We start from the raw sequence: 20,905 nt of genomic DNA, 5'->3' as shown, positions 1-20,905 counted from the left end.
ACGTTCACCTCGATTAATATAGTAACATAAAGCGCTACTTTCTCGCTTGAGAGATTTAGTAGTGTTAGCTTAATCATAAACACAATTATAATGAATATATTTAATTTCATTTTAATATGTATCAGTAACAGAATCAAAATGATATACTGATTTATTCAATATTGTAACCTTATTACATTGTAAACGTCATTATTTAGAATAGTCGACAAACGTGGTATGATATATACAAACGCATATATAGGAGTGAAAATTCATGGCATTGAAAAAAACATTAACCATTGCCGGTTCAGATACAAGTGCTGGTGCAGGCATGCAGGCAGACTTAAAAACATTCCAAGAGTTAGGAACATACGGCATTGTTGCATTAACATCTATTGTAACAATGGATAAAGCATCTTGGTCTCATGATGTTACACCAATTCCATTCGATGTATTTGAAAAACAATTAGAAACTGCAATATCAATCGGTCCAGATGCAGTGAAAACAGGCATGTTAGGGACACAAGAGATTATTAAACGTGCCGGCGAAGCATATGTAGAATCAGGTGCGAACTATTTTGTAGTTGATCCAGTAATGGTATGTAAAGGAGAAAACGAAGTTTTAAATCCTGGCAATACTGATGCAATGATTGAGTATTTGTTACCAAAAGCTACAGTCGTAACACCAAATTTATTTGAAGCTGGTCAACTTGCTAACCTTGGCACTTTAAAATCAATAGACGATATGAAAAAAGCAGCTGAAATTATTCACCAACAAGGTGCTAAGCACGTTATTATTAAAGGTGGTAAAGCATTAGATCAAGATAAATCTTATGACTTATACTATGATGGAAAAAATTTCTATCAATTAACTACTGACATGTTCCAGCAAAGTTATAATCACGGTGCTGGTTGTACATTTGCTGCAGCAACTACTGCATATTTAGCAAATGGTAAATCTCCAAAAGAAGCCGTAATTGCTGCCAAAGCATTTGTGGCATCTGCAATTAAAAACGGCTGGAAAATGAACGACTTTGTTGGTCCTGTAGATCATGGTGCATACAATCGTATTGAACATATAGATGTTGAAGTAACTGAAGTATAAATTATAAAAAAGAGAAATCTGAAACATATTCATAACGAATAATGCTTCAGATTTCTTTTTTTATTTTACAATATTGTATTAATCAACAATCTTTAACTCAAATCTTATGCCTTTATTTTGAGCAAATAAAACATCTTCATATTTAGTTAATAATATCAAATTTTTCAAACTCAAAATATATCAGACATTAGTCTGATTAAAATTTGATACTACAGGCCCATGTTATTTTCTAACATATCTATTATTATAATAAGTGTAGAGAGACAAGGAGGTATGACATCATGATTATCTACGAACAATCTTTTGAGAATGGTAACCCGATTTATGAAATTATCACCAAGACATTCAAAACGATTTCTGTTAAATGCGATGAAAATTTCAGCAAGAATGAATTATATACGTTACTCTCTCTACTTGAAAGTGATGTCGATAACTTAAATCTAAGTTATTAGCCACACTTCAATACATCGATGAAAAAACAGAAACGTAAGTTCCAAGACTAAAATTAGAAGAAACAGAACAAAGAATTCCCCTTTAGAAATATGTTCCAAGTATATATAACTGTCCCATTATAGATACTTGGTGTAACACATCCCTTATAAACACTCACCCTAAGTGGTACATAGTTAGGCAAAGATTGTCCCCTTTGTTTGCTTGGAGAGCACACTCGAAGCACCCCTAACTTATGTACCACTTTACTTATTTGTATAACACCTTAAATTCTTCACACACTACAATCATCGATTCGTTAAATGCCAAACCTAGAGATGTATAATAAGGTTCAAAGAAATCAACATGTGCTTTACGCCAGTAAGCGAGTGACTTATCACCTTCACCTTCTAAATAAGCGTGACGTTCAGTAACCGCATTAAATGGTGTTTGATAAACGCGTGTTGTTTCTATCACACATTGTGGCTCCCCTTTTTTATTTAAAATCACGCTCACATCTCCCGCTTGAGGTAGTGGTTCACAATCTACTTGATATGTTTCATAACCACTTGTCGTAGCCGTTTTTTCACCTTGTTTTACTAATTCTGCTAATTCATCCTCATTTACACCAAACGACCATGCTTCATATGTTTTATTCTTATATGATGGACACAATTGTACGAATTTTTCCCAATACTGTTCTACTGTCATCATTCTTCCTCCCAAACTATGTATATTGTTTTTCTGCTTAAACATAACATAAATAAATTGTATGACTTATTGCTTTCGCGTGTTATTCCTCTATCAAAATGAAATCATTAACGAAAATAAAAATATCAACACTATTGTAAATCATATATAACTATTTGCTATAATAAAAAAATTCACGAAAAAACTAGGCATCCATTTCTCAATTTTACAGAGAATGAACAACCTAGTTTTTAAATTACTATTGTTAAATATTAGTATCGATAGTATTCATACATTTTATTTAAAAATGATTTGTATGCCATACTATTTATACGCGTTTATCGTCTGCCCACCATAAAGCTTTCTCAGGATTTTTTGTATAATATTCATATTCTTCATCACTTTGAACATTTGGATACGAACCTTTCAGTGATTTACCTGCTGTACTTACATGTAACAATGAAATAACGATAATCCCTATAACACCCATTGCTGCTAAGTAATAAGCTGGTGAAAGTGGATCTCCTGTTTTCGCAACTAATGAAGACGCAATTAACGGGGTTGTGCCACCAAATAACGATACTGACACATTGAATGTTACTGCTAATGTTCTATAACGGATATGCGTATAAAACATCGTTGGTAACGAACCTGGCATCGTCGCTTCATAAGTAGATAAGAAAAATCCTAACGTAAATATGCCTACAATGATTAAAACCAACGAACCTGATTGGAATAACGCAAATGCCACAGTACTAAAGATAGCTGTACCACATAGTCCTATTAAAAAGACTTTTTTCTCTCCGATGCGATCTGCAACTCTACCAAACATTAATGCCAATGGAATCATTACTGCCATGACAATCGTTATAAGTACAGAAACCGTTGTGCTATCTAATTTAATTATTTGTTGTAAATAAGATGGCATATATGAAGTTACCATATAATTCGTACAATTAAAGAATGCTACAGCTACAAAACATACAATAATATCTTTGTAATAATAGCGAACAATTGTGAAAAAGCCGATGTTATCTCGTTTTGGTTGTGTAGCTATTTCATTTTCAAATACTGGCGATTCCTCTAATTTTCTTCTTAAATAAAAACCAAATATACCTAAGAATAGACCCAAAATAAATGGTATTCTCCATCCCCATGTAGCCATTTGTTCCTCATTTAAAAAGAAAAATAGTAAGCCGCTGATTACTGATGCAGCGATATAACCTGATAATGTACCAATTTCCAAACCTGAACCTAGACCATTTCTTGATTTATCTGGTGAGGATTCAGCAACATAAACCATTGCGCCTGCATACTCTCCACCGGTTGAAAAACCTTGAAGTACTCTACCTAATAATAGTAAAATTGGCGCCCATACACCTATTTGATCGTATGTAGGTAATAATCCAATTAACAAAGTAGAAAATGCCATCATGATAATGGTTGTCGTCAAAACGACTTTCCTTCCAAATTTGTCACCAATAATACCAAAAATAATGCCACCTACTGGTCTTAATAAAAATGCAATTGCAAATGTTGCAAATGTAAATATCGTTTTCAGCTGGTCATTTTCTACCGAACTAAAAAAGTTTTGTCCTAAGATAACTGCTAAATAAGAATAAAGTCCAAAGTCGAACCATTCCATTGCATTACCAATACCGGTTGCAAATACAGTTTTTTTCGCAGTCCTCGGGTTCACCTTATTGATATTACGTTTATCAAAATCTTGTTCATAATCCACGATTTAAGTCACTCCCTTAACATGTTTACTTATTATACTGAGTTCGGAGTGTATGTCAAACTGATTCAAATTTTTTAATTTTCGTTTTTTAATTTTTATACAAAAATTGTATTTAATTTTAAATATGAAGAAACTCATTTTTCTTTTAAATTCATTATCTAATTACGGACAATTTTCATTGATTACCAACTTATTTTTTCAAAATAGCAACTTTAACTTTATTGTGATTATTTTTCACAACTAATTTATATTCACTTTCAAAATCAAATTGAAGAAATTCATATATATCAACTGGTTCAACATAATTAATTTTATAACTTTTCCAATTCAATTCATTGTATATCAATGCAAGTTGCACAATCATTTGTCCCGGTACAATCTGACGATGCAAAGGATTTTCATCTTTGACAAGACGCAAATATTGCTCTACATCGTTGGGTAATATCTGTATCATTTTACACCTTCTCTAAAAACGTTTGCATAATATATATACAATTAGTCCTATTTTTATTTATTTTCATTTCAAAGCTATATTTGATAAATTGACGAATTTTTTTCTGTTCAATCAATGTCAATCGCACTTGATATATGACATCAATTTTTAAAGGATGATATTGCTCAATCTCCGTGGATTTTAATAGTAAATTAGTAGAAATAAAAGGTTTGAACAATTCAAATTCGGGCCATAGACTCGCACAATAAAGCGGAGAAACATCAGTGCTATTCGATCGTTTAAACAATTGATTATAAGCTTCTACATCTTTTTTATGGAATACCATTTCCTGCTGTTCATGACCATCTTTCAAATAATGTTGCATTGCCCATACCTCCCCCAATACCCATGGTTGCGATTGTTCTATACTTATGTTCCATATAAAACAACCTTGTAACAAGTGCAGCACCGCTTGCACCATAAGGGTGTCCAGTAGCTATAGCACCACCGTAAATATTTAATTTCTCTGCTGGTATGTTTAAAGCTTGTTGACTTGCTAAAACTTGAGAGGCAAATGCTTCATTTAATTCTACAGCATCGATATTCTTTAAAGACAGTTGCTGTTTTGCTATTAACTTTTCAATAGCAGGCACAGGACCAATACCGAGTATATTAGGATCAACACCTATGGTTACTTGATCAATGAATGATAATCCACTTTGTATGCCATATGCTTGAGCAACTGATTTTTCCATGACAAGTAGTAATACAGCACCATCATTTTTCATACAACAATTACCAGCAGTGACGCTTCCATTTGGTAATAATGGCTTTAATCGTCCTAATGTCTGTTGCGTTAATTTAGTTTTAATACTTTCATCTTGTTCAAATATTTCTCCCTTAATCGTCAGTGGCGTTATTTCTTGGGTAATATGATGATGTTGATAAGCATCAAGCGTTTTTTGATGACTGTGCCATGCGAATTTATCTTGTTCAAATCTTGATATACCATATTTTTCAGCAACATTTTCAGCTGCTTGTATCATAGATGGATCTTGGTCATTAGGTGCAAACGAGGCTCTTTCATAAAATTCTGGTAAATGCGTGTCATATACAGATTGTGGCCGTTTGATTTTCCACGGTGCTCTACTTGTACTTTCCACACCGCCTGCAATATATATTGATCCAGCACCTGCTTGTATCATGCGACAAGCTTGATTTACAGCTTCTAAACCCGAACCACATTGGCGATCAATCGTCACACCTGGCACTTGTTGATTTAATCCAGCTTCTAAAAGTGCTTTTCGTGCAATGTTACCACCATTTCCTACAACATTACCTAAAATTACATCATCTATATTACTCACTATTGCTGCAAAGTTATTTTTCAAATAATTGAATAATGGTTGTAATAATAATTCAGGTTCTAAATGACGTAATTTCCCACCATATTTACCAAATGCAGTTCGTTTTGCTGCTACAATTACCGCTTCATTCATTTATAATTCTCCTTTTAAATAGCATTGTTTCATACGTTCTCGCGCAATTTTTCCACTCGGGGTATAGATCATACGTTTTACTTTAACTAATTTTGATGGTATTTGATAACGCGCTACATGATGTTTCATTATCGTTCTAAAATAGCTATAACTAACTGTACGATCACTTGTATAAAGTAAAATAGCAATTTCTCCAAATCTAGAATTTTTTTCACTGATAACGACTAATTCATCGAATAAATCAATACATTTGGCATTCTGTTCAATTTCGAACGGATAAACATTACGTCCACCAATAATCATGCGATCATGTTTTCTACCATGTAAAAATAAATGTCCCTGCGTATCACATGAAGCAAAATCCCCTGTTTCAATCCACCTATCATTGCAGCTATCTTCATCGACATAACCATTAAATGACATATCACTTCGTATCTTTAATAAACCTATCCCTGATTCGTCTGACTGTTCAATATTTACGTGCACGTTGTGAAACAATTTACCAACAGATTCTGGTGGCGCACTATTATTGAAGTTATAACTAATAAAACTAGCCTCTGATGTCCCAAAGAATTCAATTAAATCACTTTCGGGAAAGCACTGTTGAATACGTTGACGAACGTGTAAGGCAAGTTTATCTCCAGTACTTAAAATATAATGCTTTCCTTTTATTAAAATTTGAGTCGAAACACAAGCTTGTATCATTGTTGGTACCATAAAGCTCGCTGTGTTTACTTTATGTTGTTGGAGTGTTTGCATTAAACGCTTTGCTTCAAAATATTGCTGTCCTATAAACGTTCTACCTGTATACAAAGCATAAATGCATGCATATAATGATAAAGAATGTGACATCGGACCTGGAGCAACGATTGCATTTATCGTTCTGTCAAATAATTGATCATTTTTTGAAAAAGACTTTATCCAAGATAATGTTCCTCTATAATATGCTTTAGGTAACCCCGTTGTTCCGGATGTAAAAGCGATATGCAGCAAATCCTCATCGTTCTTGAATTTATCCTTTTTAGCCACATTATGTACGCTTAAATCATCTTCTTCTATGAGATATTGAACACCATATTTTCCGACTAAATTAAAGGTTTGCGCGCTCGACCATCTATTATCGAAAATACACGGTATACATTCACTTTTTAACAATGCTAAATATAAAATCAACGTCTTTTGTGGGTGTCGTGTTACCACTCCTACAAAACTATGCTTGGGTATATTAGAAAACAAGCCACTTTTTATGTTCAATTCTTTAATTAACTCACTATAAGTTAAATCTTGTTTATCAAAACTCAAAGCAACTTGCTGCGGTTGTTGTTTAGCGTGGTTTTCTATTTTTTCTAAAATGTTCAAATGCCAGCCCCCTTTGTTAACTTTTATACAAAATATATTAACATTTAAAGCATAGCATAATATAATGAAAACATTTGGTTTCTAATGCCATAAATATCCCATGTTTTTAATTTAAATTGAGCAATTTTGAGTTCAAATTCCTTAAAAAAACAAAAAAATGATCAATTTGTGGTGAATCATCCCAATTTTAAGGAGATTATATATTTCAAGATAGGTTTATTAATCATACGGTTAGAAAACCTAACTCAATAAAAAAAGAGCAAGTATTCAAAATAAATACGTTTTGCATTTATTTCAATTACTCGCCCTAGTTTCTCAGTAACATCATTATATTTATTAGTTATTTTTTGATAATCAGAAATTCATATCTGTTCACTCTAATCTATCATTGAACAATTAGTCAATATTGTTAATGATCAACGCATATGCTTTGTCTGATGTATCTTCATCTACTGTGGTAGAATCTTTTTTATACCGTTTTAAAATGTTTATTACTCCCAAAATCGATACATTAATACAAATGAAGCCAATAAATCCTTTTAAAAATTTCATAAATAATACCCCTTTTTTATTATTCATATTAAATACCATAAACACATTTATTGAAATATAAAATAATACTAAACATTATATTTCATTTAAATTTTTATCTTTATTATCATCTTTATTTTCTATTGTATGTTTTAATTTTTCTGCTAACACATCTCCGAACGATTCTGAATAAGTATTCGTCATATGATCCATATCTCTATAAATTGCTACGTTACCAATAACTGGTTTATATTGATTATCTTCTTTGAAATATTCGGTTGGATCGAATGTATACATATCATTATTATTTTGTATAAATTGCTTCCAATACGATTGATCTTGTTGACTATCATAGTTATTCATTTTCTTAATTAATTTTTTCTCACCAAATTTATCAAATTCCTCAGCAACGTTAAAATTATACGTTGGTATATCTCTAACTGCTAAAACATCAATGCCATAATCATTTTTTACAATCTTTAGTTGATTTACCATTTGATCTTGAACCCACTTACTATCACTTGCAGCGGAAGTGGCATGTGAAACTACTAAATCAATATCATCGCTATTTTCCAAATATTCATTCACATTTTGTACCCACTTACCTTTAATCGAATCATCATTATAACCACTAGAAAAACGTGTGCCTGATTTAGTAATATTTAACACTCTATAATCATTTTTTTCTGCTGCTTTGATAAAGCCACCAAGCCAATGTTCTGAATGAGAACTACCTACTAATGCAATGGTCGCTTTATAATCTTTTGTTTTACCATATTTCCCTATTTTAACATCCGTATCTTTAAGGTTTTGGTTACTTCCATCTTTGTGAGATTGCGGTAAATCATCGAATGTATTTGCTGAATTAGGTATTGGGTCCTGTTCTTTTACATGCAATTGTTTAAAAATAGCATTTACACCCGGATAATCACTTGTATTGAGAGGCTTGTCCATATTACTTTTATTTGAATAGTGTATTATGGATAACGCAATAACCAATAACAAATTAATTGCTAACATCACTAAAATCGGTTTAAACGCTTTTTTATTTATTTTATTATTTCTTATAGGTGCTTCAATATATTTAGTCATTAATAAAGAAAGACCAATAGATAATAAAATAATTATAACCCCTTCTAATATTGAAGGGTTTTCAGCTATTTTATATTTAAAAAATGAAAGTAATACCCAGTGCCATAAATAAATACCAAAGGATATACCGCCTAATTTTGTCATAATAGGTAAAGATAAAAATCTCTTAACACCATATTTAGTATCCACATTACCCGAAAGTACAATTAACAAAGCACATGTCATCGGCCATAAAGCAATATAACCAGGAAACATTGTAGAAACATCAAAGAGCGCACCGGTTAATATCAATCCTACTAACCCTATCCATCCGATAATTGCAGCTACTTTTTTATTAATTTTAATACTAGCTAGATTCACACATAGCAATCCACCCAATGCAAATTCCCATACTCTTGTAAAGGTTATAAAATATGCAAAAGGTTGATTCACGATTGTAAGGTAAATCGAATAAATAAACGAAACGATAAATATGATTCCTAAAAAAAAGTTTACGAGTTTCTTTCCATTCGAAAGTGAATATCTTCTAACTAAAAATAGTACAAATGTAAATAATAAAAACCAAATAATATAAAATTGTCCTTGTATAGACATAGCCCAAAAATGTTCTAATGGACTTTTCATTTGATTAGCATCTAAATAATCCGTACTACTAAATGCCAATTGCCAATTTTGATAATAAAATATGGAAGCTAATGATTCTTTAATCGTTTTCACTAAAATAGTCGAAGGTAAAAAGAACAAGCTTAATAGTAACGTCACTAAAACAATAAATAATGCTGATGGTAATAACCTTTTTAGCAACTTAGATATGTATGGCCAAAATTTATAATCACCTGTTCGGTTTATTGTAGAAATAATAGATGTAGTAATTAAAAATCCTGATATTACAAAGAAAACATCTACACCACCTGATACTTTTCCAAACCAAATGTGATAAATTGCTACTAACAAGGCTGCAACTATCCTTAAACCTTCTATTTCTGGCCTGAATTTTCTTTCTATGTCTATTAAATTCTTCCTATTATCCATTTTGTTCTCCTTTAATTATAATCATTTATTAAAAGGAGCAGGATAGAATTTTATCTATCCTACTCTAACAAAATTAACTAGAAACTGTACAAATTCCAAAGCATCTTTTTACAAACTACTCAGGTCGTCTATACCATCTATTAAAGATTATTTATAGCTAAACTTATAAATAATTAAATAAATGTTTGTTCAATCGGATTACTCAATACCAAAGTAATTATTGAGACTAAGATGTTACTGTTCCTGCTCATTTTGTTTTAGGTACTTATTTTTCATCTTTAAACACAAACCCGTTCAGTCATTAAATTCATGTTTTGGATGATACTTTAAGTGCTAAATTTCCGTTGATTGTAGGATAAAATGTAGCGATTTTACCTGTAACATTTACTTCTTTTGTAAAAGCATATTTGACATTTAATGTTTTGTAACTATCATACATAATCATAATGTTAAAAATACCTAAAACTAATTCTTCTAAATCACTTTTATTAAGTACAATTGTCAAAAAACCTTGGTTCGCTGTAAATGTTTGAACAAATTTTGAATCTTGCCAATTTTTACGATTTTCTAGTTGAATAGTTGACACACGTTCTTTGTCTAGGTTATGAATATCGATTTGCAAATATACACATTCTTCAGAAACTTGTAAATTTTTTAAGTTACTAATTGGTGCAATATATTCAAAATGATAATCATCTACACTTGTTAAACTATAACGATTATGAGCACGCTGTTCTAATAGTTTTACTCCTTGTTTCAACCATATGAAGAAACACACAAATTTTTCTAAATCATTTTCATAAATAGCTTCGACAGCATTTTTAAATCTATAATTAATATTTTTAACGATTTTCTTTCTTACATAATCATTATAATAGATTTCTTTTATAATTTTAAAGACACTTTCTTTTTCAACATCATTTAAATTATTAAATACATGAGAATTGCAATTATATAACAAATCATATTCGACGATACGTAATAAAAACTTATCTCGTGTTTTTGTATTTTTAATTTGTAAAGCTGCTTTGAAAATTTCAAAGTCACTTTCTCTTTTTTTTATAAAATTCGTTCTTCTTATAATAGAAACGTTTTGAGACAATCTATTTAAATAACAACCTATTTTAGTAGTAGTTGTTGCACGCTTAGCCACACTAAACACATTCATAAAAAACAACTTATCCTCACCGAAGTGTAAGTTAGGTAAAAAACGAATGTTATTCTTTTTAATCAACTGAAGACTAATAAATTTACCACTCGGTCCTAAATAATAATATAAATATGGAATGTTATTAGTTCGTTGGTTAATATGTGCCTGATCTGTCATAAACCGAGCATGCACCGATTTTTTATTGTCGCTTACTTTTATTACTTTAGAAATAATCACATCACTTTTTAACCACTGTTTATTTTCAGCAATGTTTTCTAATATCGTAGGTTCTAACCAATCATCACCATCTAAGAAATATATATAATCTCCTTTACTTAATTCAATACCCTTGTTTCTTGGATGCGATGGTCCACCACTATTTTCTGACAATCTATACATATATAAATTTTCTGCATTCGTTTGTTGCACAATATCCCAAGTACCATCACTTGAATGATCATCTATAACAATGATTTCATATTGTTTATTATTAAGCGTTTGGTTTACAACTGAATCTAAAGTTTTTTTAATAAAATCTTCATTATTGAAGGTTGTTATGACAATCGAAAATAAAACTTTTTTCATATGTTACCTCCATGTAAATTATTTTCTTTTTGAAATTTGAATTATATTAACAATTATAGCCTATAGATTGTTATAATTATACTAATAAAAAAATATTTATTTTGGGGAGGAAGTTTGTTGCAAAATATAATACAAGAAGGATCAATCCTTAATATTTCTTTTAATGAAACAAATAAATCAATTGATAAATTATATATTAAAAACGAATATAACTCACTTTGTTATGAACCTATAGATAATACAGCCAACTTTAAAATTGATTTAAATGAAGTGATTTCTGTTTTTAAACAACAAGAAACGAATAAATTATATTTGGTCGTTGAAGAATCTGATGTAATTTTAACGACGCAAAAAAACTTGAAAGTTAATAACGCAAATTCAACTGTTTGCAACCTATCAGAAGTGACAGATGGTGAGTATTCAATCCATCCTTATATTACTAAAAATGGTTTTCTACACTTTTCGATGACTCAATATACACCTTCAAAAATCTATTTTTCAAGAAGACATATTGACTCATTTAAGTTTAATAATCATGAAGCAAAAATAGAGGGACAATGTTCAATCATTAATTCAACTTTTGAAAACATTGCTCTAGTGTTAGGCACGCGATTTACGACTCGAAAAAAGACTATTGCTTTCCCAGCAAAATCGATTACTAAAAGAAAACAGACAACTTACATAAATTTTTCATTAGATATTTATCATGAACTTATCGATTTTATGAAATATCCATTTGAAAATGGGGATATCATCGATATCTACTTAGAAATTGATGTTCAAGAATCAGAATTGCCTATTGAAGTTAAGTTAGGTAATCCTAGAATATTAGCAGAGCGCTTTCTTAAAGGGGAAATCATTACTGAATTCGAAGATGAAATCATCTCCATTACACCTTATCTAACAATGAAAGGTCGCAATCTTTCATTTAGAATCAATAGATATACAATCGATAGTTATTTAACTTATATACAAAATTTAAAAATGCCGAATATGAAATTACCATTCAAAAAGAAAGATCAAAAAGTTTGGGTAATCGGTGAAAAATCTTATAAAGCTCAAGATAATGGTTATCACTTCTTTAAATATATGCGTACGCACCATCCTGAATTACCTGTCTTTTACATAATTGAAAAAGACTCTATCGAAGCTAAAAATGTGCTTCCTTTTGGTAATGTTATTTACTATAAATCGCCAGAACACTTTAATATTATGCTACAGGCTGATTATATTTGTACTACACACCATCCTGAGTTAATATTCCCTACCAACAGTGCCATTTACACAAAGAAGATCAAGGCAACTAGAGTCTTTTTACAACATGGTGTCTTAGGAGTTAAAAATTTATCAAATATCAATGGTAATCAATTGAAGGATTTTAATGTTGACCTATTTATTGCCAGCTCAGAAAGAGAAAAAGAAATTGTAGTTAGAGATTTGAAATTTGATAGTAAACAAGTAGCAGTGACAGGTTTAGCACGATTTGACGAGCTTTTTAATCCAAAAGTAAAAACTAAAGACCAAATCTTAATTATTCCAACATGGAGAGATTGGCTAATCAATTGGGAACGACTAGAGGATTCTGAATATCTAGAAAACATTAACCAATTATTAAATAGTCCAAGTATTAAGGCTATTGCTGACAAGGGCAATGAAATCATTTTCTGCTTACATCCCAATATGCAGCCTTTCATTGAATTATTTAATGTACCAAATTATATTACAAGTATTAAACAAGGTGATGTCAACGTACAGAAACTAATCCAAGAAAGTAAGTTAATGATTACTGACTATTCAAGTGTTGCGTTTGATTTCAGCTTTTTAAACAAACCTGTGATTTATTATCAGTTTGATAAACATGCATTTTTAGGTAATGAACCTTCACACCTTGATATAGAAAATGAATTGCCTGGTACAATTGTCAATAATCAACAAGATTTAGAGTCGTTACTCAAAAAAATGATTAGCAACCATTATCAAATCGATAAAACAGTCGAAACAAAAGCAAATCGTTTCGTGAAATATCATGATCAACACAATAGCGAAAGAATTTTCGAAGCAGTCTTAAATCATAGAACAACTAACCAATTAAAAAGCAGATTTAAATATGATATTTTGTCACAACATTTATTCAAACGTTTTAGAAAGAGCAAGCAATACTTTAATGTAATGGATAAATATAACTCAGCTATTTCTAAGTTTGTACCAGTCAAAAAAGATTTAGTTGTATTTGAAAGTAATGTAGGCAAAGCCGTCAGTGACAGTCCGAAAGTCATCTATGATGCATTAAAAGCATATACTGACCGTTATCAAATTGTATGGGTAAGTAATCAACAATTCCCATTTAATGATTCTAACGTCATAACAGTAAAACGACTATCACCAGAATATTATCATTATTTATCACGTGCAAAATATTGGATAAACAACCAAAACTTCCCACATTACATTTCAAAACCAAAAGATACAGTATATATTCAAACATGGCATGGTACACCTCTGAAAAAAATGCTGAATGATGTGGAAAGCTTTGAAGGTAGAGATGCGAACTATAAAAACCGTGTTAATGGTGCAATTCAATATTGGAACTATCTCGTTTCACCAAGTCCATATGCATCTGAATGTTTTAGATCTGCCTTTGAATTCCATAAAGAAATATTAGAAGTTGGCTATCCACGTAATGATATATTCTACAATAATAACGTAACTTATATTAATAATAAGAAAGAAAAAATCAAACAACGTCTAGGTATTCAGGACGATCGTAAAATTATTCTATACGCACCAACTTTCCGTGACGATGAAATTAATAAAGCTAAAAAGCATATCATTAACTTACAAATTGATTTACAACAAATGAAAGAACAACTTAGTGAAGACTATATTTTAATTCTAAGACCACATATTATAATTAGTAATGCATTGAATCTAGATAGTAACTTAGACAATTTTGTAATTAACGGCAGTAAATATAATGATATCAGTGATTTATTCTTAATAACGGACATTTGTATCACAGATTATTCTTCTGTAATGTTTGATTTTGCTAATACAAGAAAACCTATGCTATTTTTCACTTACGATTTAGAACATTATAAAAACAGTTTGCGAGGGTTCTATTTTGATTTTGAAAATGAAGCACCAGGCCCGCTTATTAAAACAAATGAAACATTAATACATGCTATTAAAAATATTGAACAAATTCAACAAGAATACGAGATGAAATACGAACAATTTCATGAAAGATTTTGTTCATATGAAAACGGAACTGCAGCTCAAAGTATCGTAGAACGTTTCTTTTAATTAATGCGCCTAATTATCATTAAGTATATTTTACGTAAGCAAATAACAATACAAACAAGTAGATATCTATTTGTTTGTATTACAAAAATATCAAAAATCTAATAATTAATATCAATGTTAGGAGTGAGTATTTGAAAGCAAATAATCTCTATTTGATTTCTTAACTCACTCCTGTATTTATATCTAATACTATTTTCAAGAGGTGTTAACTAAACATGACCAATACATTGTCTATAATAGTTCCTTTTTTTAATAATGAAGATCACATTGAGCAATGTATCACTTCACTAATAAACCAAACAGATAAAAATTTTAATTTAATATTAGTAAACGATGGTTCTACCGATACTTCAGAAAAGCGATTATTTAAGCAAATCGATAATGATAATATAAATGTAGAATACATTAAGTTCAATACAAATCATGGCCATAGTCATGCAAGAAATCAAGGCATTGCTCAAGTTAAAACGACTCATTTTTTATTTGTTGATGCTGATGACTTTCTTGCACCGTATACAGTTGAAATATATCTTAAATATTTAAAAAACTATGATACCCTTATTAGTCCTATTACAGATTTTATTTTGAATATACCAAAGGCTTATACTGACGATGTTTTACAAGTTAATTATAAAAAAGTTCCAAAAAATGAAAGTAATATCTTAGCACAACATGCTGTTGCTAACATCATTTTTAATACACGTATTGTGCTTCAACAAAAATTAATGTTTAACGAGTCTTTGAATGTTTATTCAGATTGGTCATTTATCATAGACTATCTTAAATATGCAAAAACTTACGTTGAGATTAAAGGTATCCCTTTCTATATTTGTGGAGAAATTTATGATCCTTTAAATACAAATAAACTACGCGAACAATCTTTTGACTATTTATTTAAAGATTTTGTTAAAGCGTCTCATGATGCACTTGACCGTATCGAAGACCCAGTATTAAAACAATATGTATGTAAAAGCATATTAAAAGCTATCAAGCTTTGGTTTGAACCCAGTGATCCTGATATTGAGAAGAAATATCTCATCGGTCATAAATCATTAACTAACTTAATTCCATTACTAATGCCAGCTATTCAACGCGAAACCAAGTTTCTATTTAAAATCGAATTATTATTATTGCAACATACAGATTATCGACTAGCACTTTCTATTAATAAGTGGAGATTACGTACAAGATATTTAAAAAACATCATTTTAAACAAACCAAATAAAGCGCTTTCGAAATACCTTTTATTCAATAAGAAGAAAGATGTAGACAATGAAACGATAGTGTTTGAATCTTTTGGAGGAAAAAATTATAACGATAGCCCAAAGTACATTTATGAATATATGCAACATAAATACCCTGATTTCAAGTATTATTGGATTTATGATACACAAAGCAAAGCGAATTTCCCCCAAGAATTAAATTTAATTGCTAAAAATAGTAAATCCTATTTCGACATTTATCGAAGAGCACATGTTTGGGTTACAAACGCCAGGATACCAGTGCATATCAACAAAAAAGATAATCAATTATATATTCAAACTTGGCATGGTACTCCACTTAAAAAATTAGCAAATGATATGAGAGTAGTACGGATGCCCAATACAACTACTGCATCTTATAAAAAATCATTTTATAACGCAACTCGCCGCTGGGATTACTTAATATCACCCAATGCCTATTCTACCGCTATTTTTCAATCAGCGTTTTGGATGCAAAAAGAAAATATTTTAGAAATCGGTTATCCTAGAAATGATAATTTAGTCAATCATGCTCAGAATCAGCCATATATAAATGAAATTAAAGAAAACTTAAATATACCTATTAATAAAAAAGTTGTTTTATATGCACCAACATGGCGAGATGATGAATACGATGAAGCAGGTAATTACCAACAAACTGTACAACTAGATTTAGCTAAACTCCGTGCAAATATTAGTGATCAATATATCATCTTATTACGCATGCACTATTTAATTGCAAATGAGCTTGATCTGAGCGGTTATGAAGACTTTATCATTGATGTTTCTGATTATAATGATGTATCTGAACTTTACTTAATAAGCGATGGTTTAATCACGGATTACTCCTCTGTTATGTTTGATTATGGTGTTTTGAAACGCCCTCAATTTTTCTATGCTTATGATATAGAAAAATACAAAGAAAATTTACGTGGATTTTATATTGATTATTTACATGAATTACCAGGCCCTATTTTCACAAATACTGATGAGTTGATTGAAGGCTTAAATCACTTTAGCTATTATGCACAACAATACAGCGATAAAATAAACACTTTTCATAATAAGTTTTGTTCAGTTGAAAATGGCCAAGCATCTCAATATATTGGTGATTTGATTTATAATAAAATTCACAATCATAAAAATTAACCATACTTTCTGATAAGCATGTACGGTTAAAATCGCAAAATTTCAACCTTAAAAAAGAGAGCTAATCCTTTTGGAATTAGCTCTCTTTTTATGAGAATGAGATGCATTTTTAACATACTCAACGATAATACATTTTGTTGTAATAAATATACTACTCTAAATTAGCATGATTACTTTGCATCGTTTCTTCATCGACTTTAAGTTCGTTCATTAAATCTAGTACTAGACTATCTAAAAAGATTTGTGCTGCTTGCTCAAACAAACTACCTAAAGGTTGTGCAGATCCTTCTGCATCATATTTTGTACCTGCAGGAAGTTCTATAACGGTATTAGCCAATGCACCAATTGCCGAATTTGGATTCGTAGATAATAACACGACTTCTGCGTCGACAGATTTTGCTTTTTCAACTAATAATCTCAAATGTTCCGTTGAACCTGAACCTGAAATGACAATAAATAAATCATTTTCAGTAATTGAAGGTGTTGTCGATTCACCAACAACATAAGCAAATTTTCCAAGTTGATTTAAACGCATAGCAAAACTATTTGCTACAAATCCAGAACGTCCTTTACCCGCTACAAACACATGATTTGCTTTAATCACTTGTGATAAAAAAGCTTGTGTTTCACTATCTTTAACATGAGATAACGTATGATCTAACTCGTCTAAAATCAAACGATAATTTGTAATTTCACTCATCTTATCTACCTTCAATCGCATCTCTACATTGTTTTGCTGCTTCAACTGGATCATCCGCGTTAGCAATACCGCCACCAACTACAACTAAATCAGGATCCTCGGCTACGACTTCTTTAATTGTATCTGGTTTTATACCACCAATTACAGCAACTTTAGAATTGTTAATTACGGATTTAACTTGTCTTAAACTTTCTAATGGAGATTCACCTTCTGCTTGTAAATCATAACCAGTGTGAACAGCGATATAATCTGCACCTAATTCGTCTAATTCTTTAGCACGTTTTTGTAAATCTTGTACTGCAATCATGTCTACAAGTAATTCTTTATTATTTTTATGTGCTTCGTCTACTGCAGCTTTAATAGAAGCATCTTCTGCGACACCTAAAATTGTAACTACATCTGCACCAAATTTAACAGCTTGGCTCACTTCATAATCTGCCGCATCCATAATTTTTAAATCTGCAAGTACCTTCACACCATCTATATTATTGTCTAAATGTTGTACAGCCGGTAAACCTTCATTAATTACGATAGGTGTACCAATTTCTACAATATCAACATAGTCTTTAACTTTATTTGCAAGTTCTGCCGCTTCCTCTTTATTTAATAAATCAATTGCTAGTTGTAATTCCAAAATGATCATCCCTTCTTGATTTAATGATAGTCATGGAAATCATGACCTAACTTACTTTATTTAAAAACTTACGCATACATTATTTACCCTTACAATGATGATTTAAACTGAGTGATTACAAGCGTGGTGCTGCAGCATCATCAACGTAAATTTCAACATCTGGGTGTGCGAGCAATATTGTAGCTGGCACTTCTCTATTTACTTCATGCTTAGCTAATTGTTCAATTGCTGCTCTCTTTTTCTCTCCAAATGCTAACAAAATGATTCTTTTCGCTTTTAAAATTGAAGCCAAGCCCATAGACACAGCTTGTTTAGGTACTTCACTTTCACTGTCAAAATAACGACTATTTGCATTGATTGTACTAGCAGTTAAATCTACAACTTGAGTTGTGCTATTCATATCAGTACCTGGTTCATTAAAGCCGATATGACCATTTTCACCTATACCTAATATTTGTATATCCAGCGGCCCTTTTTGATTGATTAAATCTTCGTATCTTTTCGTTTCTGCCATTAAGTTATCTGCAGCTCCATCCGGAATGTGTATCAAAGATTTCGTGAAATATGGATAACGATTAAATAGAATATCATTCATATATCGATGATAACTTTGTTCATGTGTCGCTGATAAGCCGACATATTCATCCAGGTTAAATGTTTCTATTTCAGATACATCTAGTTGATTCTTTTGCAGTAAGCTAACTAGAAATTCATAAACTTCGACCATTGTCCCACCAGTAGCTAGCCCTAACTTACTATGTGGTTGTTGGCTCATTTGTTTAAACAATTCACATGCAACATAAAATGAAGCATATTCACTCGAACCTAAATTTGTAATTTTCATGTCATTGCCCTCCCCAATATGTTGAATTTATTATTTGTTATAAGCAAAATTTGATGATACTACTATTATACGTTCTTTTGATATTTTTTACAGAAAATAGATATTTAGTAAATTGCAAATATTATATAAAATGACTAAAGGTATAATGAGCAGACTAATACATTTTCATCGCTGTTTTTAGTAAAATAAATAGATAATCAAATTTTATGTATAAATCTAAGTTGAAATTCACTTTTCAGGTAGAAAATGTTTCAAAGTCAGTTTACACTAAAGATTAGACTAATTATTTTTATTAACACTTGTATAGTACAATTTATTTCATAAAAGTATAGGGTTTTGGAATCAAGGAGGCAAAAGTTTGGAACCAATAATAGATGAAAAAGTACAAACATTACTTTCTTCATATGAAGATAAACCCGTGTATTTACATGTAGAGACGACAAATGGTGCATATGCAGCACACTTTGATCAACGTGTATTTAACGCGGGCACTTTTTTAAGAAATATTCAAGTCACTTTTGAGCATGCACAGCTTAAAGGTGGTAATAAAGATCCATATCGCGTAGGTTTAAAACTAAAAGATGGCGGTTGGGTCTACGTTCAAGGTTTAACACACTACGAAATAAATGAACATGGTGAGTTTCTATTAGCTGGTTTTAATTATGAAGGTCAATTAGCAGCTGCTTTAGAAATAAGCACTCAACCATTTAAAGCATAAGGAGGATGAATCATGACAGAGGAAAGCCATGTATTAGTTATATTTCCACATCCAGATGATGAATCATTCTCATCTGCAGGTACATTGGCACGTTATATAGATAATGGTGTACCAGTCACATACGCTTGTTTAACATTAGGTCAAATGGGACGTAATTTAGGCAATCCACCATTTGCCACTCGTGAATCTTTACCAGATATTCGTGAAAAAGAATTAGAAGCTGCGATGGCAGCCATTGGTATAACTGATTTGCGCAAAATGGGCTTGCGTGATAAAACTGTAGAATTTGAACCTCACGACGAAATGGATGAGATGGTGCAATCATTAATTGATGAATTAAACCCATCCGTCATCATATCGTTCTACCCTCAGTTTGCAGTACACCCTGACCATGAAGCTACAGCAGAAGCAGTCGTGAGAACTGTGGGACGCATGAAGCCATCAGAAAGACCCCGTCTACAACTTGTTGCATTTAGTAATGATGCGCCTGAAAAATTAGGTGAACCTGACATTCTAAATGAGATCAGTGATTATAAAGAGGTAAAACTTCGCGCTTTTGAAGCACACGCATCGCAAACTGGACCATTCTTGAAACAACTTGCTACACCTGATGTTTCTGGAGAAGCGCAAAGCTTTTTAGAAGTTGAACCTTATTGGACTTATAACTTTGAATCTTAAGTGGAGGCAATAT

At 31.1% G+C, this 20,905-nt stretch carries 18 protein-coding genes; 6 read left to right on the top strand and 12 right to left on the bottom strand.

All coding sequences use genetic code 11. From position 1 onward, the window contains the following. Window positions 1-253: 253 nt before the first annotated feature. Window positions 254-1,084 carry a bifunctional hydroxymethylpyrimidine kinase/phosphomethylpyrimidine kinase gene (thiD, locus tag KA867_RS13075; protein WP_107383632.1) on the top strand — a complete coding sequence of 277 codons (831 nt, stop codon included), beginning with the start codon at window positions 254-256 and terminating at the stop codon, window positions 1,082-1,084. 281 nt (window positions 1,085-1,365) lie between these two features. Beyond that, window positions 1,366-1,536 carry a C1q-binding complement inhibitor VraX gene (gene vraX / locus KA867_RS13070; RefSeq protein WP_157947957.1) on the top strand — a complete coding sequence of 57 codons (171 nt, stop codon included), beginning with the start codon at window positions 1,366-1,368 and terminating at the stop codon, window positions 1,534-1,536. A 247-nt stretch (window positions 1,537-1,783) separates the two neighbouring features. On the opposite strand, the gene KA867_RS13065 is transcribed toward vraX, so the two are convergent. The 9 genes from KA867_RS13065 to KA867_RS13025 form a co-directional block, all read right to left on the bottom strand. Continuing rightward, window positions 1,784-2,224: an ASCH domain-containing protein gene (locus KA867_RS13065; RefSeq protein WP_210138317.1), complete on the bottom strand. Its 441-nt coding sequence runs from the start codon at window positions 2,222-2,224 to the stop codon at window positions 1,784-1,786. Between the two features lie 307 nt (window positions 2,225-2,531). Next, complete coding sequence (locus tag KA867_RS13060) at window positions 2,532-3,944, bottom strand: MFS transporter (protein ID WP_210138316.1); 1,413 nt, start codon at window positions 3,942-3,944, stop codon at window positions 2,532-2,534. A gap of 190 nt (window positions 3,945-4,134) precedes the next feature. Beyond that, a complete protein-coding gene (locus KA867_RS13055; RefSeq protein WP_210138315.1) occupies window positions 4,135-4,398 on the bottom strand; it encodes a hypothetical protein in 264 nt (87 codons plus the stop codon). A 1-nt stretch (window position 4,399) separates the two neighbouring features. Beyond that, entirely contained in the window at window positions 4,400-4,762 is a 363-nt protein-coding gene (locus KA867_RS13050) for a hypothetical protein (RefSeq protein ID WP_210138314.1), read from the bottom strand. Then, window positions 4,734-5,876 (bottom strand): thiolase family protein, encoded by a 1,143-nt coding sequence (locus KA867_RS13045; RefSeq protein WP_210138313.1) that lies wholly within the window; start codon window positions 5,874-5,876, stop codon window positions 4,734-4,736. Before KA867_RS13045 ends, KA867_RS13050 begins: the two co-directional genes overlap by 29 nt. Next, window positions 5,877-7,235 carry an AMP-binding protein gene (locus tag KA867_RS13040; RefSeq protein ID WP_210138312.1) on the bottom strand — a complete coding sequence of 453 codons (1,359 nt, stop codon included), beginning with the start codon at window positions 7,233-7,235 and terminating at the stop codon, window positions 5,877-5,879. A gap of 396 nt (window positions 7,236-7,631) precedes the next feature. Beyond that, window positions 7,632-7,787, bottom strand: a complete 156-nt coding sequence (locus KA867_RS13035) for a hypothetical protein (protein WP_210138311.1) — start codon at window positions 7,785-7,787, stop codon at window positions 7,632-7,634. Window positions 7,788-7,862: 75 nt separating this feature from the next. Next, window positions 7,863-9,890, bottom strand: a complete 2,028-nt coding sequence (locus KA867_RS13030) for an acyltransferase family protein (protein WP_210138310.1) — start codon at window positions 9,888-9,890, stop codon at window positions 7,863-7,865. A 307-nt stretch (window positions 9,891-10,197) separates the two neighbouring features. After that, window positions 10,198-11,625 carry a glycosyltransferase family 2 protein gene (locus tag KA867_RS13025; RefSeq protein ID WP_210138309.1) on the bottom strand — a complete coding sequence of 476 codons (1,428 nt, stop codon included), beginning with the start codon at window positions 11,623-11,625 and terminating at the stop codon, window positions 10,198-10,200. A gap of 117 nt (window positions 11,626-11,742) precedes the next feature. Here KA867_RS13025 and KA867_RS13020 point away from each other — a divergent pair, with 117 nt between their 5' ends. Both KA867_RS13020 and KA867_RS13015 read left to right on the top strand, forming a co-directional pair. Then, window positions 11,743-14,928, top strand: coding sequence for a CDP-glycerol glycerophosphotransferase family protein (locus KA867_RS13020; protein ID WP_210138308.1), 3,186 nt, complete (start codon window positions 11,743-11,745; stop codon window positions 14,926-14,928). A 215-nt stretch (window positions 14,929-15,143) separates the two neighbouring features. Beyond that, on the top strand, window positions 15,144-17,318 hold the full coding sequence (locus KA867_RS13015; RefSeq protein ID WP_210138307.1) for a bifunctional glycosyltransferase/CDP-glycerol:glycerophosphate glycerophosphotransferase: 2,175 nt from the start codon (window positions 15,144-15,146) through the stop codon (window positions 17,316-17,318). Between the two features lie 151 nt (window positions 17,319-17,469). Here KA867_RS13015 and hxlB read toward each other — a convergent pair whose 3' ends face one another. The 3 genes from hxlB to KA867_RS13000 all read right to left on the bottom strand — a co-directional run bounded on the left by hxlB (window position 17,470) and on the right by KA867_RS13000 (window position 19,496). Then, entirely contained in the window at window positions 17,470-18,018 is a 549-nt protein-coding gene (gene hxlB / locus KA867_RS13010) for a 6-phospho-3-hexuloisomerase (RefSeq protein WP_210138306.1), read from the bottom strand. 1 nt (window position 18,019) lies between these two features. Then, window positions 18,020-18,652, bottom strand: a complete 633-nt coding sequence (gene hxlA / locus KA867_RS13005) for a 3-hexulose-6-phosphate synthase (protein WP_210138305.1) — start codon at window positions 18,650-18,652, stop codon at window positions 18,020-18,022. Window positions 18,653-18,767: 115 nt separating this feature from the next. Further along, window positions 18,768-19,496, bottom strand: coding sequence for a glucosamine-6-phosphate deaminase (locus tag KA867_RS13000; RefSeq protein ID WP_210138304.1), 729 nt, complete (start codon window positions 19,494-19,496; stop codon window positions 18,768-18,770). 358 nt (window positions 19,497-19,854) lie between these two features. Here KA867_RS13000 and KA867_RS12995 point away from each other — a divergent pair, with 358 nt between their 5' ends. Together KA867_RS12995 and bshB2 are read left to right on the top strand one after the other, a co-directional pair. Beyond that, window positions 19,855-20,214, top strand: coding sequence for a YojF family protein (locus KA867_RS12995; protein ID WP_019468219.1), 360 nt, complete (start codon window positions 19,855-19,857; stop codon window positions 20,212-20,214). A 12-nt stretch (window positions 20,215-20,226) separates the two neighbouring features. After that, window positions 20,227-20,892 carry a bacillithiol biosynthesis deacetylase BshB2 gene (gene bshB2, locus KA867_RS12990; RefSeq protein ID WP_019468220.1) on the top strand — a complete coding sequence of 222 codons (666 nt, stop codon included), beginning with the start codon at window positions 20,227-20,229 and terminating at the stop codon, window positions 20,890-20,892. Window positions 20,893-20,905: the final 13 nt, after the last annotated feature.

The organism is Staphylococcus sp. GDH8C109P, from assembly GCF_017893405.1.
Taxonomy (GTDB): domain Bacteria; phylum Bacillota; class Bacilli; order Staphylococcales; family Staphylococcaceae; genus Staphylococcus; species Staphylococcus cohnii.
The sequence above is the reverse complement of the archived record's forward strand: the minus strand, read 5'-3'. Positions and strand labels throughout refer to the sequence as shown.

Bases quoted from the DNA above. Each gene is read 5' to 3' on its own strand.
- thiD (WP_107383632.1), top strand. From the start codon at position 254: ATGGCATTGAAAAAAACATTAACCATTGCCGGTTCAGATACAAGTGCT.
- vraX (WP_157947957.1), top strand. From the start codon at position 1,366: ATGATTATCTACGAACAATCTTTTGAGAATGGTAACCCGATTTATGAA.
- KA867_RS13065 (WP_210138317.1), bottom strand. From the start codon at position 2,224: ATGACAGTAGAACAGTATTGGGAAAAATTCGTACAATTGTGTCCATCA.
- KA867_RS13055 (WP_210138315.1), bottom strand. From the start codon at position 4,398: ATGATACAGATATTACCCAACGATGTAGAGCAATATTTGCGTCTTGTC.
- KA867_RS13050 (WP_210138314.1), bottom strand. From the start codon at position 4,762: ATGCAACATTATTTGAAAGATGGTCATGAACAGCAGGAAATGGTATTC.
- KA867_RS13045 (WP_210138313.1), bottom strand. From the start codon at position 5,876: ATGAATGAAGCGGTAATTGTAGCAGCAAAACGAACTGCATTTGGTAAA.
- KA867_RS13035 (WP_210138311.1), bottom strand. From the start codon at position 7,787: ATGAAATTTTTAAAAGGATTTATTGGCTTCATTTGTATTAATGTATCG.
- KA867_RS13030 (WP_210138310.1), bottom strand. From the start codon at position 9,890: ATGGATAATAGGAAGAATTTAATAGACATAGAAAGAAAATTCAGGCCA.
- KA867_RS13025 (WP_210138309.1), bottom strand. From the start codon at position 11,625: ATGAAAAAAGTTTTATTTTCGATTGTCATAACAACCTTCAATAATGAA.
- KA867_RS13015 (WP_210138307.1), top strand. From the start codon at position 15,144: ATGACCAATACATTGTCTATAATAGTTCCTTTTTTTAATAATGAAGAT.
- hxlB (WP_210138306.1), bottom strand. From the start codon at position 18,018: ATGAGTGAAATTACAAATTATCGTTTGATTTTAGACGAGTTAGATCAT.
- KA867_RS13000 (WP_210138304.1), bottom strand. From the start codon at position 19,496: ATGAAAATTACAAATTTAGGTTCGAGTGAATATGCTTCATTTTATGTT.
- bshB2 (WP_019468220.1), top strand. From the start codon at position 20,227: ATGACAGAGGAAAGCCATGTATTAGTTATATTTCCACATCCAGATGAT.